This is a genomic window from Thioalkalivibrio sp. ALMg9, from assembly GCF_000380625.1.
GTDB classification, from domain to species: Bacteria; Pseudomonadota; Gammaproteobacteria; order Ectothiorhodospirales; family Ectothiorhodospiraceae; genus Thioalkalivibrio; species Thioalkalivibrio versutus.
Window position 1 is genome coordinate 172,184 of the sequence record NZ_AQYC01000008.1, and the last position, 14,095, is coordinate 186,278.

The 14,095-nt window shown below is 67.8% G+C and carries 12 protein-coding genes and 1 riboswitch; of the genes, 5 read left to right on the top strand and 7 right to left on the bottom strand.

Annotated features, from left to right (window positions below):
- Nucleotides 1-3 precede the first annotated feature (3 nt).
- Nucleotides 4-990, top strand: a complete 987-nt coding sequence (locus F792_RS0106075; RefSeq protein ID WP_018168807.1) for an alpha/beta fold hydrolase — start codon at nt 4-6, stop codon at nt 988-990.
- Nucleotides 991-1,080: 90 nt separating this feature from the next.
- Nucleotides 1,081-2,109: a CDP-6-deoxy-delta-3,4-glucoseen reductase gene (locus F792_RS0106080; protein ID WP_018168808.1), complete on the top strand. Its 1,029-nt coding sequence runs from the start codon at nt 1,081-1,083 to the stop codon at nt 2,107-2,109.
- Nucleotides 2,110-2,369: 260 nt separating this feature from the next.
- Here the strand turns inward: F792_RS0106080 and F792_RS0106085 are convergent, their stop codons facing one another.
- The 4 genes from F792_RS0106085 to F792_RS0106100 all read right to left on the bottom strand — a co-directional run bounded on the left by F792_RS0106085 (nt 2,370) and on the right by F792_RS0106100 (nt 6,003).
- The gene (locus tag F792_RS0106085; RefSeq protein WP_018168809.1) at nt 2,370-3,200 is read right to left on the bottom strand and encodes a uroporphyrinogen-III synthase; all 831 of its coding nucleotides are present in this window, start codon (nt 3,198-3,200) and stop codon (nt 2,370-2,372) included.
- A gap of 4 nt (nt 3,201-3,204) precedes the next feature.
- Nucleotides 3,205-4,149 carry a hydroxymethylbilane synthase gene (gene hemC / locus F792_RS0106090; protein ID WP_077276955.1) on the bottom strand — a complete coding sequence of 315 codons (945 nt, stop codon included), beginning with the start codon at nt 4,147-4,149 and terminating at the stop codon, nt 3,205-3,207.
- Nucleotides 4,150-4,252: 103 nt separating this feature from the next.
- Nucleotides 4,253-4,975: a LytTR family DNA-binding domain-containing protein gene (locus F792_RS0106095; RefSeq protein ID WP_018168811.1), complete on the bottom strand. Its 723-nt coding sequence runs from the start codon at nt 4,973-4,975 to the stop codon at nt 4,253-4,255.
- Entirely contained in the window at nt 4,972-6,003 is a 1,032-nt protein-coding gene (locus F792_RS0106100; protein WP_018168812.1) for a sensor histidine kinase, read from the bottom strand. Before F792_RS0106100 ends, F792_RS0106095 begins: the two co-directional genes overlap by 4 nt.
- A 113-nt stretch (nt 6,004-6,116) precedes the next feature.
- On the opposite strand from F792_RS0106100, the gene argH reads away from it, so the two are divergent.
- Nucleotides 6,117-7,565, top strand: a complete 1,449-nt coding sequence (gene argH / locus F792_RS0106105) for an argininosuccinate lyase (RefSeq protein WP_018168813.1) — start codon at nt 6,117-6,119, stop codon at nt 7,563-7,565.
- A gap of 67 nt (nt 7,566-7,632) precedes the next feature.
- Here the strand turns inward: argH and F792_RS0106110 are convergent, their stop codons facing one another.
- Entirely contained in the window at nt 7,633-8,136 is a 504-nt protein-coding gene (locus F792_RS0106110; protein WP_018649594.1) for a hypothetical protein, read from the bottom strand.
- Nucleotides 8,137-8,281: 145 nt separating this feature from the next.
- Between F792_RS0106110 and F792_RS0106115 the strand changes: the two genes are divergently transcribed.
- Nucleotides 8,282-9,790 carry a YdiU family protein gene (locus F792_RS0106115; protein ID WP_018168815.1) on the top strand — a complete coding sequence of 503 codons (1,509 nt, stop codon included), beginning with the start codon at nt 8,282-8,284 and terminating at the stop codon, nt 9,788-9,790.
- A 52-nt stretch (nt 9,791-9,842) separates the two neighbouring features.
- Here F792_RS0106115 and F792_RS0106120 read toward each other — a convergent pair whose 3' ends face one another.
- Together F792_RS0106120 and F792_RS0106125 are read right to left on the bottom strand one after the other, a co-directional pair.
- Complete coding sequence (locus F792_RS0106120) at nt 9,843-11,102, bottom strand: inorganic phosphate transporter (protein ID WP_018168816.1); 1,260 nt, start codon at nt 11,100-11,102, stop codon at nt 9,843-9,845.
- A 34-nt stretch (nt 11,103-11,136) separates the two neighbouring features.
- Nucleotides 11,137-11,817 carry a TIGR00153 family protein gene (locus tag F792_RS0106125; protein WP_018168817.1) on the bottom strand — a complete coding sequence of 227 codons (681 nt, stop codon included), beginning with the start codon at nt 11,815-11,817 and terminating at the stop codon, nt 11,137-11,139.
- A 101-nt stretch (nt 11,818-11,918) separates the two neighbouring features.
- A riboswitch (TPP riboswitch) is annotated at nt 11,919-12,016 on the top strand.
- An 81-nt stretch (nt 12,017-12,097) separates the two neighbouring features.
- Between F792_RS0106125 and thiC the strand changes: the two genes are divergently transcribed.
- A complete protein-coding gene (thiC, locus tag F792_RS0106130) occupies nt 12,098-13,987 on the top strand; it encodes a phosphomethylpyrimidine synthase ThiC (protein ID WP_018168818.1) in 1,890 nt (629 codons plus the stop codon).
- The last annotated feature ends 108 nt before the right edge of the window (nt 13,988-14,095 follow it).

Below are 14,095 nucleotides of genomic sequence, written 5' to 3' on the forward strand. Positions count from 1 at the left end.
GGCGTGACGCGCCGCCGAATCCCGGGCGCGGTCGGGCTCCTGGCTGTACTGCTGCTGGCCTTGACCGCCTGTGCGGCCGCCCCGGAGCGTGAAACCGTGCGCGCGGCGGGGACCCCAGTGAAGGAAGCCCCTGCGCACGCAGCGATTGCCCCCGATCGCGTCCGCCGCTGGTCGGCCGCAGAACCCGTCGCCGTGGTGATCGCCCTGCACAGCTTCCGCGATCACGCCGGTGCCTATGAAGCCCTGGGCCCCTGGCTGGCCGATCGCGGCTACAGTGTCCAGGCGCTGGATCAGCGCGGCCATGGCACGAGCGAGCCGCACGGCCGCTGGCCGGGTGCCGAACCCCTGATCAGCGACGTGGCTACAATGGTCCGCGCGGTGCAAGCGGAGTACCCCGGGCGGCCGGTTTTCCTGCTGGGCGAGAGTATGGGCGGATCCGCCGCGCTAGCGAGCCTCGCCACTCATCCGGAACTGGAGGTCGCCGGGGTTATGGCCATTGCCCCGGGCCTGCGTGGCGGGATCCCCGCTCGGGGTTTCTGGGATGCCGCCGTGCGTACCAGCGAGGTCCTCGCCGGCGGGCTCACGCTGACCATCGACCCCGACTACTCCGACAGCCTCGCGCCCGCCGCGGTCGAACGCTTCTCCACGGATCCGCGCATCATTCGCCGCGTGCGCATGGATACCTATGCCGGCGTGGTCTGGCTGGCCCAGTACGCTACGGATCATATCGGCCACGTCACAGCCCCGGTGGTGTACCTGTGGGGCGAGCAGGACGGGACGATCCAGCGCGAGTCGGTCTACATGGCCGCCCGTGCCCATCCACAGGGCCAGGCCGAGGTCTGGACCGACGCCGACTGGCCGCATCTCATTCTGCACGCCCCCGACTGGCAGACCACGGCCACCCGCCTAGTCGACTGGATGCAGCGGGTTACGACCGATCCGGCGGGCTCGCCTGCGGTATTGGCTCCCAACCCCCGCCACGACCCGTAGCCGAGGCCGCCGACCCGGTCGGACTGCGGTTGCTTGCGTTCGGGGCGGCAGCGGCGAGAATAACGGCCTTTCCGCGACCGAGGGTTTCCGATGGCGTTCGATGTCACCATTCAGCCCAGTGGCCATGTATTCGAGGTCGAAGACGACGAGACCGTCCTCGAAGCCGGCCTGCGCCAGGGCTTCGCCTTTCCCTACGGCTGCCGCAATGGCGCCTGTGGCTCCTGCAAGGGGCGGGTGCTGCAGGGCGAGGTCGATCACGGGCCGAACAAGCCACCGGGCATCAGCGAGGCGGAACTGGCCGACGGCATGGCCTTGTTCTGCCAGGCGGTCCCGGTGGACGACCTCGAGATCGAGGTGAAAGAGATCGGCGCGGCCAGGGACATCGTGGTCAAGACCCTGCCGTGTCGCGTGGCGGCCCTGAACCGCCTGGCCGACGACGTGATGGAGCTGCGTCTGCAGCTCCCGGCCGCCGAGCGCCTCCAGTTTCTCGCCGGGCAGTATCTGGACATCCTGCTCAAGGGGGGTGAGCGCCGCAGCTACTCCCTGGCCAACGCCCCGCACGACGATGCCCAGCTGTCCCTGCATGTCCGGCACATGCCGGGCGGGCGTTTCTCCACCATGGTGTTCGAGGAGCTCAAGCCCAAGGCGCTGCTGCGTATCGAGGGGCCGCTGGGCAGCTTTTTCGTCGACGAGGAATCCCCGCGCCCGCGCCTGTTCGTTGGAGGGGGCACCGGTTTTGGTCCGTTGAAAGGCATGCTGGACCATCTGGCCGCCGAGGGACTGGATCGACCGCACCACCTGTTCTGGGGCGCCCGCGGCGCCGATGGCATCTATGCCCCGGACTGGCTGCAGCAGATGACCGCCGAGCACGCCGGACAGTTCCGTTTCACGCCGGTGCTGTCGGATACGCCGGCCGAGACCGCCGCCGGCTTTGCGGCCGTCAGCGGCTGGCCTCACGATGCGGTGCTGTCGGAGTACCCGGACCTGTCCGGCTTTGATGTCTACATGGCCGGGCCACCGGCGATGATCCACGCCGCGCGCGAGGCCTTCCAGGCGGCCGGTCTGCCGCCGGAGCAGCTGTACTACGACAGCTTCGAACCGGCCACCCCGGCCGAGTAACAGCGCCGGCGCCCGCGTTGTTTGTTCACCGCGAAGCGCACGAAGTAGGGCGGATTGCACCACAGAGGACACGGAGAAAAGCGCAGGGCGGTACTTAGGTTCTGGACGCGGCGGCTCAGACCATCGGCCAGCCCCGCCTAATCAATAGCCGTTCGTCGTGGCCCTGGAGGGTCTTTGCGTTCCTCTGTGGACTCTGTGTCCTCCGTGGGTTCAGTCGCCCTGGAATTTCTTCGAGCCTTCGTGCGCTTCGTGGTCGATGACTAGGCGCGATCCGCGCGTAGCTGATTCGCCAGGCGGTGGACGGCGGCCAGCATGGCGGCGTCGGTCGGGTCCTCGGCGGTCTCGACGGCGGCCTTGAAGCCCAGCTCCTGCGCGATCTCCGCGATGCGTTCGCTGCCGACCACCAGCGGGGTCTTGCGCAGCCACATGCGCCCCAGCTTGCCGACCATCTCGTACAAGTTGCGCAGCCCCTCGCCACTGGTGATGGTGATCACGCCGATCTGCCCGCGCGAGAAGGCGTACATCAGCTCGCCGGTATCGCCCTCGGGGCGCCCGCGGCGGTAGGCCTCGGCAAAGGTCACCTCGGCGCCGCGGGCCTTCAGGGTGTCGCCCAGCAATTCGCGGCCGCCATCGCCGCGGAAGATCACCACGCGCTTGCCGGCCACGTCCTGCATCGCCTCCTGCGCCAGCAGGGCCTCGCTGTCGAAGCGTCGCGGCGGCAGGATGTCCGCCGGGCGCCCGAAGCCCTTCAGTTCCTGCGCCGTGCGGTTGCCGATCGCCGCGATCTTTGTGGTGGTGGGCCATGAATGTTCCGCCAGGGCCAGATTGAGCACGCGCTGGACGGCGTTCGGGCTGATGAACACGGCGATATCGAAGTCCGCCAGCCGGTCCAGGACCTCGCGCAGGTTGGTGGGATCACTGGGGGCCAGGATCTCCAGCACGGGAAAGCGGATCACGCTCGCGCCCTCGGCCGTCAAGGCGGTACAGAACGGCTCCGCCTGGGCGGCCGGCCGGGTGACCAGGATGCCAAGGCCGGCGAGCGGGCCTTGGGCCTCGTCGACCACCGTGTTGTCGTCTGCGGATGCGGTCATGCGTCTACCCCTTCGTGTCCTGGCCGTGTTCCCGATGTGCGGCCGCGAGCAGTTCGCCTGCCCCGAGTTCCAGCAGCATGTCCGCCAGGCGGATCCCCAGGGCCTGGGCGTCGCTGCGCGGCCCCTCGACCTGGCGGCGCAACAGGCGACTGCCATCCACTGCGCCGACCAGGCCGTCCAGGTGCAGCTGATCCCCGACCAGGGTCGCATGGGCTGCCAGTGGGACCTGGCAGCCGCCTTCCAGGCGACGGTTGAAGGCCCGCTCGGCGCGCACGCGGTCGGCGGTATCCGTATCGTTCAATGGTGCGATCAGCGCGCCGATGGCGGTATCGCCGGCGCGACACTCGATGGCGATGGCACCCTGACCAACCGCCGGCAGGCTGACGTCCGGCTCCAGGCAGCTGCGAATCCGCTCATGGAACCCGAGGCGTTTGAGCCCGGCTGCAGCGAGCAGGATGGCGTCGTATTCGCCGGCATCCAGCTTGCCCAGGCGGGTATTCACGTTGCCGCGCAGGTCACGGACCTCCAGGTCCGGTCGCCGCGCGCGCAGCTGGCACTGCCGGCGCAGGCTGGAGGAGCCAACCCGGGCCCCCTGCGGCAGTTCGTCGACATGTGCGTATTGGTTGGACACGAACGCGTCCAGTGGATCCTCGCGGTCGAGGATCACCGGCAGTTCGAGCTGCTCGGGCAGCTCCATCGGCACGTCCTTCACCGAGTGCACCGCGATGTCGGCGCGGTCCTCCAGCAGCGCGATCTCCAGCTCCTTCACGAACAGGCCCTTGCCGCCGATCCGCGCCAGCGGGGAGTCCAGGACACGGTCGCCCTGGGTGGTCATGCCCACCAGTTCAACCGGGCGCTCCGGCTCACGGGCGCGCAGACGGGCGGCGACGTGTTCGGCCTGCCACATGGCAAGCGGGCTCTTTCGGGTGGCGATGCGTACAGGCTTCATGGATTGTCCGGGCGAGCCACGGCGCGAGCGGCCGGGCGTTCAAACGGCCTAGTATAACGGCGAATGCTTCGCGCCCCGAATCCCGCAGGGGTGTGCGGCCCTCTCAGGTCCCGTTGCGCAGGTAATCACGCACTCGTGGCAGCTGGCGGCGGCTGATGGGGATGGGGTCCAGGCCGTCGTGGAACAGCAGGCGGTGGTCGGTCTGGCCGAGGCTTTCGACGCCCTTGACCGAGGCCTTCACCGCCAGGCAGCCGCGGTGCACCCGCAACAGGGCGGGGCCGTACAGGCCCTCCAGTTCGCGCAGGCGGGCGTCGACGAAGCCGGCCAGGCGTGCCGAGCGCGCCATGACGTAACCGCCCTCCGCGATGAAGATGTCCACCTGTTCCAGCGGTACGCGTTCCTCGCGCCGGCCGACGGTGATGTGGACCTCGTTCGGGAAGGTCTCGGGCCGGTCCTGTTTTTGCTGCACCGCACGCTGCAACGCCTGTTCCAGCCGTTCGCGGCGCACCGGCTTCAGCACGTAGTCGCGCACCCCGGCCTCGAACGCCTCCAGCGGAAAGCGGTCGTGTGCGGTGACCAGGATTACCGTCAGCGCGGGATCTTCCGCATGCAGACGCCGCGCGAGTTCCAGCCCGTTTTCCCCGGGCATGTCGATATCCAGCAGCAGGGCATCCGGCGCGTGGTCCTGCAATTGCATCTCGACCTCGCCGGCATGCGCAGCTTGCGCCACCACCCGATGCCCCAGCTCCTGGGCGAGCGCGGTCAGGCGTTGACGGGCAATCGGCTCGTCGTCGGCAATCAATAACTCCAGTCGAGCGTTGTTCATGTGGTTTCCCCCCGGTTCGCGAGCGGCAAACGGATCCGGACCTCGAACCGCTCGGCCTCGGCCTCGGCCTCGAAGTGTACCTGCCCGCCGAAGGCGTGCTGCAGCCGCAGGCGTACCGCATCGGTGGCGGTGCCGGTCCCCTCGCCGCGTGCGTGTGGATCCACGGTGTTGCCGATGGTCACCGTGACCCGTCCGGAATCCATGCGGCAGCGCACCCATATGCGCCCTGCGCCGCGTGCGGGTGCGATCCCGTGCTGGATCGCGTTCTCCGCCAGCGGTTGCAGGATCAGCGTGGGCACATCGAGATCCAGGCCCGGGTGGTCGGGGCAGTCCCAGTCGAGTACCAGGCGTTCGCCGAAACGGGTCTGTTCGATCTCGAGGAACGCGCGGACCAGGTCCAGCTCCTCACGCAGCGAGTGGCGGTCGCCGGTGGCGAATGTGGCGCGGAACAGATCCGCCAGATCCAGGGTGATCTGTTCCGCACGCGCAGGATCACTGCGACACAGCCCGGCGATGGTGTTCATGCTGTTGTAGAGAAAATGCGGGCGCAGGCGGGCGCGCATGGCCTGTTCCCGGGCCGCTGCCACGGCCCGGGTTTCGCGTTGCCAGGCCGCCTGCAGGTACAGGTAGTGCATGGCCATCAGGCTGAGGATGGTGGCGACGCCGATCACCGGCCAGCGCAGCGCCGGGTCGGCCAGCACCAGTTCCTCCGCGAGGCGATAGACGATGGCGGTGTTGGCGATGGGAACCAAGGGCGGCAGCACGATCTGCGCGGTCAGCGGCAGTCGGTGCAGCGATCTCTTGAGCCCGCACAGGATCAACAGGCTGGTCAGCGCCACCCAGAAGATGAACAGCGCGTGCAGCGCCAGGGCCGACAGCCAGTCCTGGCCGCCGCCGCGCAACAGGGCCACGGCCAGTGCCAGCAGCACGGCCACCATGAGCACGCGCAGCAACGTCTCCGCACTGCAGAAATCGGGCAGCGGCGAGAGCTCCCCGGTGGTGTCCCTGGTGGTTTCCCCCTGGGCCATGCGTAACACTCTCCCCTGTTGCCGTGCGCAAACGGGCGCGGGACCGCGCCATGTTCACTCCCCGGCTGTGCCCGTATACTTCCGTGTCTTTCCCACCCGCTTCAGGATGCACCATGACGCAGGATTCCTCGCACGACAAGCCAGCCGCCACGCCCGCCGCCTCCGGCGAGGCCAAGCTGTGGGGCGGGCGCTTTTCCGAGCCCACCGATGCCTTCGTCGAGCGCTTCACCGCGTCGGTGGATTTCGACCGCCGCCTGTACCGCGAGGACATCCAGGGCTCACAGGCGCATGCGCGCATGCTGGCCAAGGTCGGGGTGCTGACAGAGGCCGAGGCCGGGGAGATCCTCGCGGGGCTGGACGCCATCCGCGACGAGATCGCCGCCGGCGAGTTCGACTGGCAGGTCGGGCGCGAGGACGTGCACATGAACATCGAGGCGCGGCTGATCGAACGCATCGGCGACGTCGGCAAGAAACTGCATACCGGGCGTTCGCGCAACGACCAGATTGCGACCGACATCCGCCTGTGGCTGCGCGCGGCCATCGACGATGTCCTGCGCCTGATCCGCGGCTATCAGGATGGCCTGGTGGCCCTGGCCGAGCGCGAGGCGGATACCGTGATGCCCGGCTTCACTCATCTGCAAACCGCCCAGCCGGTCACCTTCGGCCATCACATGCTGGCCTGGTACGAGATGCTGGAGCGCGATGCCGAGCGTCTGCGTGATACGCGGCGCCGGGTGAACATCCTGCCGCTGGGCGCCGCCGCGCTGGCCGGTACGCCGTATCCGCTGGATCGTGAATACACCGCCGAGCTGCTGGGTTTCGAGAGTGTCACCCGCAACTCCCTGGACGCGGTCTCCGATCGTGATTTCGCCATCGAATTCACCGCGGCCGCCGCGACCCTGATGATGCACCTGTCGCGTCAGGCCGAGGAGCTGGTGCTGTGGACCAGCGCCCAGTTCGCCTTCATCGAGTTGCCGGATCGCTACTGCACCGGCTCCTCGATCATGCCGCAAAAGAAGAATCCGGACGTACCCGAACTGGTGCGGGGCAAGACCGGCCGGGTCTACGGCCACCTGATGTCGCTGCTGACCCTGATGAAGAGCCAGCCGCTGGCGTACAACAAAGACAATCAGGAAGACAAGGAACCGCTGTTCGACACCGTCGACACCCTGCTGGGCTCGCTGCGTGCGTTCGGCGACATGGTGCCGAACCTTGAGGTGCGGCGGGAGAATACGCTGGCGGCGACGCGCAAGGGCTTCGCCACGGCGACCGATCTGGCCGACTACCTGGTCGGGCGCGGTGTGGCCTTTCGCGATGCCCACGAGGTCGTCGGGCGAGCGGTGCGTATTGCGCAGGAGCGCGGGGTGGATCTGGCGGAGCTGCCGCTGGCGGACCTGCAGGCGATCAGCCCGGCGGTGGGCGAGGACGTGTTCACGGTGCTGACGCCCGAGGGCTCGGCCGCCGCGCGTAACCTCACGGGGGGGACCGCCCCGGAACAGGTGCGCCGCCAGGCTGCGGCCGCCCGCGAGCACCTGGCCGCGCTGGCCCGCGCCGACCGCTGAGTTCACCCCGCGCTGCGGTTCCCGTTGTGCGGGGGCGGGGCGCGTCTGTGTGCCGCCTGGCCCGCCTTCAGATCCGGTCCAGCGTGGACTCCAGCACTTCCCAGTGGACGTTGCCGTGGACGACCTCGTAGGCCAGCAGTAGCTGGCCGTGCGCCGAATCGCCCTCGAAGTTCGCCAGGACCCACTGGTGGTTCAGGACGTGGATGCCGTCGCGGCGGAACGCGTATGCGTCGCCTTCCGGCGCCTCGTGCGGGATCAGGCCGGTCTGCTGCATCAGGTCATCGGCGAGACGCTCGTTCGGGCGCACCATGCCGCGACGCTGCAGGTCCTGGAGATGGGCATTGGTCAGGCCCAGTTCCACCGGACGCGGGATCTCGTGGCGGGTGTATTGCTGCAGCTGCATCTGCGCCTGCAGCAGGTCGCGGTTGGCCTCCGAAAGATCCTGTTCGAGCCCGTTGCCGCGGGCGATGTAGATCGCCAGCACGACCACGAAAAACAGCATGAAGCCGAGCCAGACCAGGCGTTCGTTGGTCTTCAGGTTCTGCGGCTTGGGGTTGTCTTGTTCGGACACGGGGCTTGCCTCCGGAATGCTGGGGTGCCGGCTGCCGTGGGGCATCCGGCCGGAAAATGAACGCGCGACCGCCGTGGGTTCCTGAACCCGGGTCGATGCGACGCGCATGATAACCCCTGACACCGCAACCTGCCGAGAATGCCCCATGTCGGTTCCCGACCCCGTCAACGCCGCCGCATCCGAGAGCCAACTGGAGTGGATCAACCACTTTGCCCGTCTGCCGGAGGCCTTTCACGAGAGCCCGGCTCCCGCCCCGTTTCCGGATGCGACCTGCCTGGCGAGCAGCCCGGCCATGTGCGAGCGTCTGGGCCTGGAGGCCGCGGCCCTTGGCCGCGACCCGTGGCTCGGGGCCTGCACTCACGGTAGCGAGCTGGCGGGCGCCGAGCCGCGCGCCTCGGTGTACGCGGGACACCAGTTCGGCGTCTTCGTGCCGCAACTGGGCGATGGTCGCGCGAAGCTCCTGGGCGAGGTTCGCACGCCAACGGGCGAGACCTGGGAGTTGCAGGTCAAGGGCGCCGGTCCGACGCGCTTCTCGCGCGGCGCGGACGGTCGTGCGGTCATGCGTTCCTCGGTGCGCGAGTATCTCGTCTCCGAGGCAATGGCCGCCCTTGGCGTGCCGACCACCCGTGCGGTGGCGCTGTTCGGGTCCAGCCTGCCGGTGTACCGCGAGCGTGTCGAGCCGGCGGCCATCGTGCTGCGTGCCGCGCCGAGCTTCCTGCGCTTCGGGCATTTCGAGTACTTCCACTACAACGGCTACAGCGCCCGCCTGCAGGAGTTGATCGCCTACGCCCTGGCACATGACTACCCGGAACTCCAGGGGGCCGATGATCCCGTCGCCGCGATGCTGGAGGCGGTGATCGCCCGCACCGCGGAGATGGTCGCCGACTGGCAGGCCATCGGGTTTTGTCACGGCGTGATGAACACCGACAACATGAGCCTGGCCGGGCTGACCATCGACTACGGGCCGTTCGCGTTCATGGATGCCTTCGACCCCGGCTACATCTGCAACCACACCGACCAGGGCGGGCGCTATGCCTTCGACCAGCAGCCGCAGATCGCGCAGTGGAACCTGATCCGCCTGGCCGAGACCCTGGTGATCCATTTCGCCGACGCCACTCGCGAGGCGGCGATCGAGCACGCCAAGGCGCTGCTGCAGGGCTTCCAGTCGCAGTACCGGCAGGCCTGGCTGGCGCGTATGCGCGCGAAGCTCGGGCTGCAGGTGGAGCAGGAGGACGACGAGGCGTTGATCCAGGAGCTGCTCGCACGCATGACGGCCGAGGGCGTGGATTACACCCGATTCTTCCGCCAGCTGCCGGACCTGGAGCAGCCGGAGATCCGGGCGCAACTGGAATCGGAACTGGAGGATGGGGCCGCATGGCAGGCCTGGTGGTCGCGCTATCAGGCGCGGCTCGCGGGGGAGGGGCTGCCCCCTGAAGAGCGGCGCGCGGCGATGAATGCCGTCAATCCCAAGTACATCCTGCGCAACCATCTGGCCCAGGCCGCGATCGAGCAAGCCGAGGCAGGGGATGCATCCGAGGTGCTGCGTCTGCAGCAGATCCTGGCGCGTCCGTTCGCCGAGCAGCCGGAATACGAGGCCTATGCGGACCTGCCGCCGGAGTGGGCGAGCGGGATCCAGCTAAGCTGTTCGTCCTGAGAGGGCGTGCAGGCCGGACCCCGGACTGGAACGTCCGGAGACCGAGGCCAACTTATCCGAGGATACCGCGCAGGATGTAGAAGTAGACCACCGCGAGGATCGCGCCGGCCGGCAGGGTCACGATCCAGGACAGGAAGATCATGCGCACCAGCCCCAGATTGATCGCGGCAATCCCGCGCGCCAGGCCCACGCCGAGGATCGCGCCCACTAGGGTATGGGTAGTGGAGATCGGCAGGCCGGTGCCGGAGGCCAGGACCACGGTGGCCGCCGCCGCGGCGGTGGCGGCATAGCCGCGGCTGGGGGTGAGCTGGGTGATCCCGGTGCCCACGGTCGCGATCACCTTGTGGCCGTAGGTGAACAGGCCGAACACGATCCCGACCCCACCCAGCAGCAGCACCCACATGGGCACGACGGTCTCGGTGCTCACATCGCCGGTCTGGATCACGTCCACGACGGCAGCCAGCGGGCCGACGGCATTGGCGACGTCGTTGGAGCCCAGGGCAAAGGCCATCGCGCACCCGGTCACCACCATCTGGATGCCGAACACCTTCTCGACATTGGCGAAATGGGAGCCTTCCTCGCCCACGCCGGTGGGATCGTCAAAGCGCAGGCGGCGGATTGCCATCATCCCGAGCACGACCACGATGGCGCTGATCAGGATCGCGAAGCCATAGGCCTGCACGGGCGTGAGGTCCAGGCCGACGTGGGTCAGGCCCTTGAACATCGTCACCAGTGCCGTGACAAAGGCCGTGAGGAAGATATAGAGCGGCGCCCAGCGCTTGGCGTTCTTCAGCGGATCGACGGTATCGAGGATCAGGATCTGCACACTGCGGAACAGGGCAAAGGCGATCATCCCGCCGACGAGCGGCGAGACCACCCAGGACATCGCGATGGTGCCGACACGTTCCCAGCGAACCACCTCGAAGCCGAGGCCGACCACGGCAAAGCCGACGATGGCGCCAATGATGGAGTGGGTCGTGGAGACCGGCCAGCCAAAATAGGAGGCGACCATCAGCCAGGTCCCGGCGGCTGCCAGGGCCGCCAGCATCCCGTAAACGAGCAATTCGGGGTTGTCGGCCATCAGGCTGGAGTCGACCATCCCGCTGCGAATGGTCTGGGTGACCTCGCCGCCGGCCAGCCAGGCCCCGGAGAAGACGAAGATCGCGGCTACAAACACCGCCTGGCGAATCGTCAGCGCGCGTGAGCCCACCGAGGTGCCCATGGCATTGGCAACGTCGTTGGCGCCGATGCCCCAGGCCATGAACAGGCCGAAGATCACTGCAAGGCCGAGCAACAGGGTGCTGTATTCCATGCCGTCCTCGGTGCCTGTGCCTGGGTGCCGGTGGTTACTTGGCGAGCATCAGCTGCAGGCGGCTGCCTACACGCTGGGCCAGGTCGGCCAGCTCGCCGATGGAGTCGATCACGCGATACATGAACATCACGTTGACCGGCGGTAGTTCGGCCTCCTGCGCGAACAGGATCTCGCGCACCTCGCGCTGGGCCTCGTCGGACTCGTGCTCGATCTGGTCCAGCTCAGTGAGGATGCCGTTGACGACCTCGACCTCGTGGCCGCGGAAGCCTGCCTCCACCAGTTCGTCCAGCTCGTTGATGGCCCGGCCGGCCTGGTCGACGGCATCCACGCTGCGGTCGAGGAAGCGCTTCAGCGACTCGCCCATGTTGTCGGGGAATTGCATCTGGCGGCCCAGCATCAGCCCGGCGATGTCTTTCGCCATGTTGGCGATGCGGTCCTGGATCAGCAGGGTGTCGAGCACGTCGCGGCGCGACATGGCCAGCATCATGCCCTTGGGCAGGTGCAGGCGCAGGTCTTTCTTCAGGCGGTCCGCCTCGCGTTCCAGCTTCGAAATCTTCTTCTGCTGTACCCGCGCGGTCTCCCAGTCGTCGCGGGCCATGGCCTCCATGAACGGCGGGAGCTCGGCGATGCAGGCGCGCACCTTCTCCATGTGCGCCTGTAGCGGGCGTACCGGGGAACGGCCAAACAGCTCGAAGACGAAGTTCTTGGGGGACATGGCGGCGCGAAGGTTGTCACAAAGCGTTAATCTAACGCAAAACACCGGAGCGCGCGCGGTCTTGTTGGTCCCGCCGACGCCCTCGGTGCGGTACACTCATCCGTCAGAGCTGGGGGTGCCCGCGATCGATGCGAGCTGAGAGAGTCCCCTTGAACCTGAACCAGTTAACGCTGGCGGAGGGAAGCTCGGTGCTCGATCCAGTCCGCGCGCGCTCCGTTCGCAGTCTGTCCGGCCCGTTCCGTTCCCTCTGCTGCCATGCCCGCACCGCAGAGGTCACTGTATGAGCGCCATCCCCGAGTCCTTCGCCCGCAAGACCGCCCAGGTCTCCGCCGACGTCACGCGCCCGTTTCCCAATTCCGAGAAGGTCTTCGTGCAGGGTTCGCGCCCGGATATCCGCGTGCCGTTCCGCCAGGTCGCACAAAGCCCCACGCTGACCTCCGGCACCCCGGAAGAGAACCCGCCGATCCCGGTCTACGACACCTCGGGCCCGTACACGGATCCGGACGCGACCATCGATCTGCGCCATGGCCTGACGGATCTGCGCGGCGGCTGGATTGACGAGCGCGGCGACACCGAATGGCAGGATGGCCCCAGTTCCGAATACGGCCGCGTCCGCGCCGCCGACCCGGAACTGGCCAGCCTGCGCTTCGAGCACATCCGCCCGCCGCGCCGGGCGAAGTCCGGGGCGAACGTCTCGCAGATGCACTACGCCCGCCAGGGGGTTGTCACCCCGGAGATGGAGTTCGTCGCCATCCGCGAGAACAACCGCCTGCAGGAGCTGCGCGCCGACCCGCGCTACAAGAAGCTGCTGCGCCAGCACGCCGGCGAGTCCTTCGGGGCATCCATCCCCGAGGCGATCACGCCCGAGTTCGTGCGTGACGAAATCGCCCGTGGCCGCGCGATCATTCCGGCCAACATCAACCACCCGGAGCTGGAGCCGATGATCATCGGCCGCAACTTCCGCGTGAAGGTCAACACCAACATCGGCAACTCGGCGGTCTCCTCCTCGATCGAGGAGGAGGTCGAGAAGCTCGTATGGTCCGCACGCTGGGGCGGCGACACCCTGATGGACCTGTCCACCGGCAAGAACATCCACGAGACCCGTGAGTGGATCCTGCGCAACTCGCCGGTGCCGATCGGCACGGTGCCGATCTACCAGGCGCTGGAGAAGGTCGACGGCAAGCCCGAGGACCTGACCTGGGAGCTGTTCCGCGACACCCTGATCGAGCAGGCCGAACAGGGCGTGGACTACTTCACCATCCACGCCGGCGTGCGCCTGCAGTACGTGCCGCTGACCGCCGATCGGGTGACCGGCATCGTCTCGCGCGGCGGCTCGATCATGGCCAAGTGGTGCCTGGCGCATCACGAGGAGAACTTCCTCTACACCCGTTTCGACGAGATCTGCGAGATCATGAAGGCGTTCGACGTCTCGTTCTCCCTCGGTGACGGGCTGCGCCCCGGCTGCCTGGCCGACGCCAACGACGCCGCGCAGTTCGGCGAGCTGGAGACCCTGGGCGAGCTGACGCAGAAGGCCTGGGCGCACGACGTGCAGGTGATGATCGAGGGCCCCGGTCACGTCCCGCTGCAGAAGGTGAAGGAGAACGTCGACAAGGAGCTGGAAGACTGCTTCGAGGCGCCGTTCTACACCCTCGGCCCGCTGGTGACCGATATCGCCCCGGCCTATGACCACATCACCTCCGGCATCGGCGCGGCCAACATCGGCTGGTATGGCACCGCGATGCTCTGCTACGTGACGCCGAAGGAGCATCTGGGCCTGCCCAACAAGCAGGACGTGCGCGACGGCATCATCACCTACAAGATCGCCGCCCACGCGGCCGATCTCGCCAAGGGCTTCCCCGGCGCGCAGCTGCAGGACAACGCGCTGTCCAAGGCGCGCTTCGAGTTCCGCTGGGAGGACCAGTTCAACCTGGCGCTGGACCCGGAACGCGCGCGCGAATTCCACGACGAGACCCTGCCCAAGGACGCGCACAAGGTCGCCCACTTCTGCTCCATGTGCGGCCCCAACTTCTGCTCCATGAAGATCACCCAGGATGTGCGCGACTACGCCGCGGCCCAGGGCGTCTCCGCAGACGAGGCCCTGAAGAAGGGGATGCAGGAGAAGGCGGTCGAGTTCGTCGAGAAGGGTGCGCGCCTCTACCGCGAGGTGTAGATCGACCGGGAGAGACGCTAGAGACGCTAGGGAGACGCTGATTAATTCGCACGTCCGCGCTCGATCGATTTTGCCCGCTGACAAGGCGCGGTGAGCGAAGTGTAGCCG

What these genes read in the sequence shown, in the direction of transcription:
- F792_RS0106080 (WP_018168808.1), top strand. Translation starts at nt 1,081, where the DNA reads ATGGCGTTCGATGTCACCATTCAGCCCAGTGGCCATGTATTCGAGGTC.
- F792_RS0106085 (WP_018168809.1), bottom strand. Translation starts at nt 3,200, where the DNA reads ATGACCGCATCCGCAGACGACAACACGGTGGTCGACGAGGCCCAAGGC.
- hemC (WP_077276955.1), bottom strand. Translation starts at nt 4,149, where the DNA reads ATGAAGCCTGTACGCATCGCCACCCGAAAGAGCCCGCTTGCCATGTGG.
- F792_RS0106095 (WP_018168811.1), bottom strand. Translation starts at nt 4,975, where the DNA reads ATGAACAACGCTCGACTGGAGTTATTGATTGCCGACGACGAGCCGATT.
- F792_RS0106100 (WP_018168812.1), bottom strand. Translation starts at nt 6,003, where the DNA reads ATGGCCCAGGGGGAAACCACCAGGGACACCACCGGGGAGCTCTCGCCG.
- argH (WP_018168813.1), top strand. Translation starts at nt 6,117, where the DNA reads ATGACGCAGGATTCCTCGCACGACAAGCCAGCCGCCACGCCCGCCGCC.
- F792_RS0106115 (WP_018168815.1), top strand. Translation starts at nt 8,282, where the DNA reads ATGTCGGTTCCCGACCCCGTCAACGCCGCCGCATCCGAGAGCCAACTG.
- F792_RS0106120 (WP_018168816.1), bottom strand. Translation starts at nt 11,102, where the DNA reads ATGGAATACAGCACCCTGTTGCTCGGCCTTGCAGTGATCTTCGGCCTG.
- F792_RS0106125 (WP_018168817.1), bottom strand. Translation starts at nt 11,817, where the DNA reads ATGTCCCCCAAGAACTTCGTCTTCGAGCTGTTTGGCCGTTCCCCGGTA.
- thiC (WP_018168818.1), top strand. Translation starts at nt 12,098, where the DNA reads ATGAGCGCCATCCCCGAGTCCTTCGCCCGCAAGACCGCCCAGGTCTCC.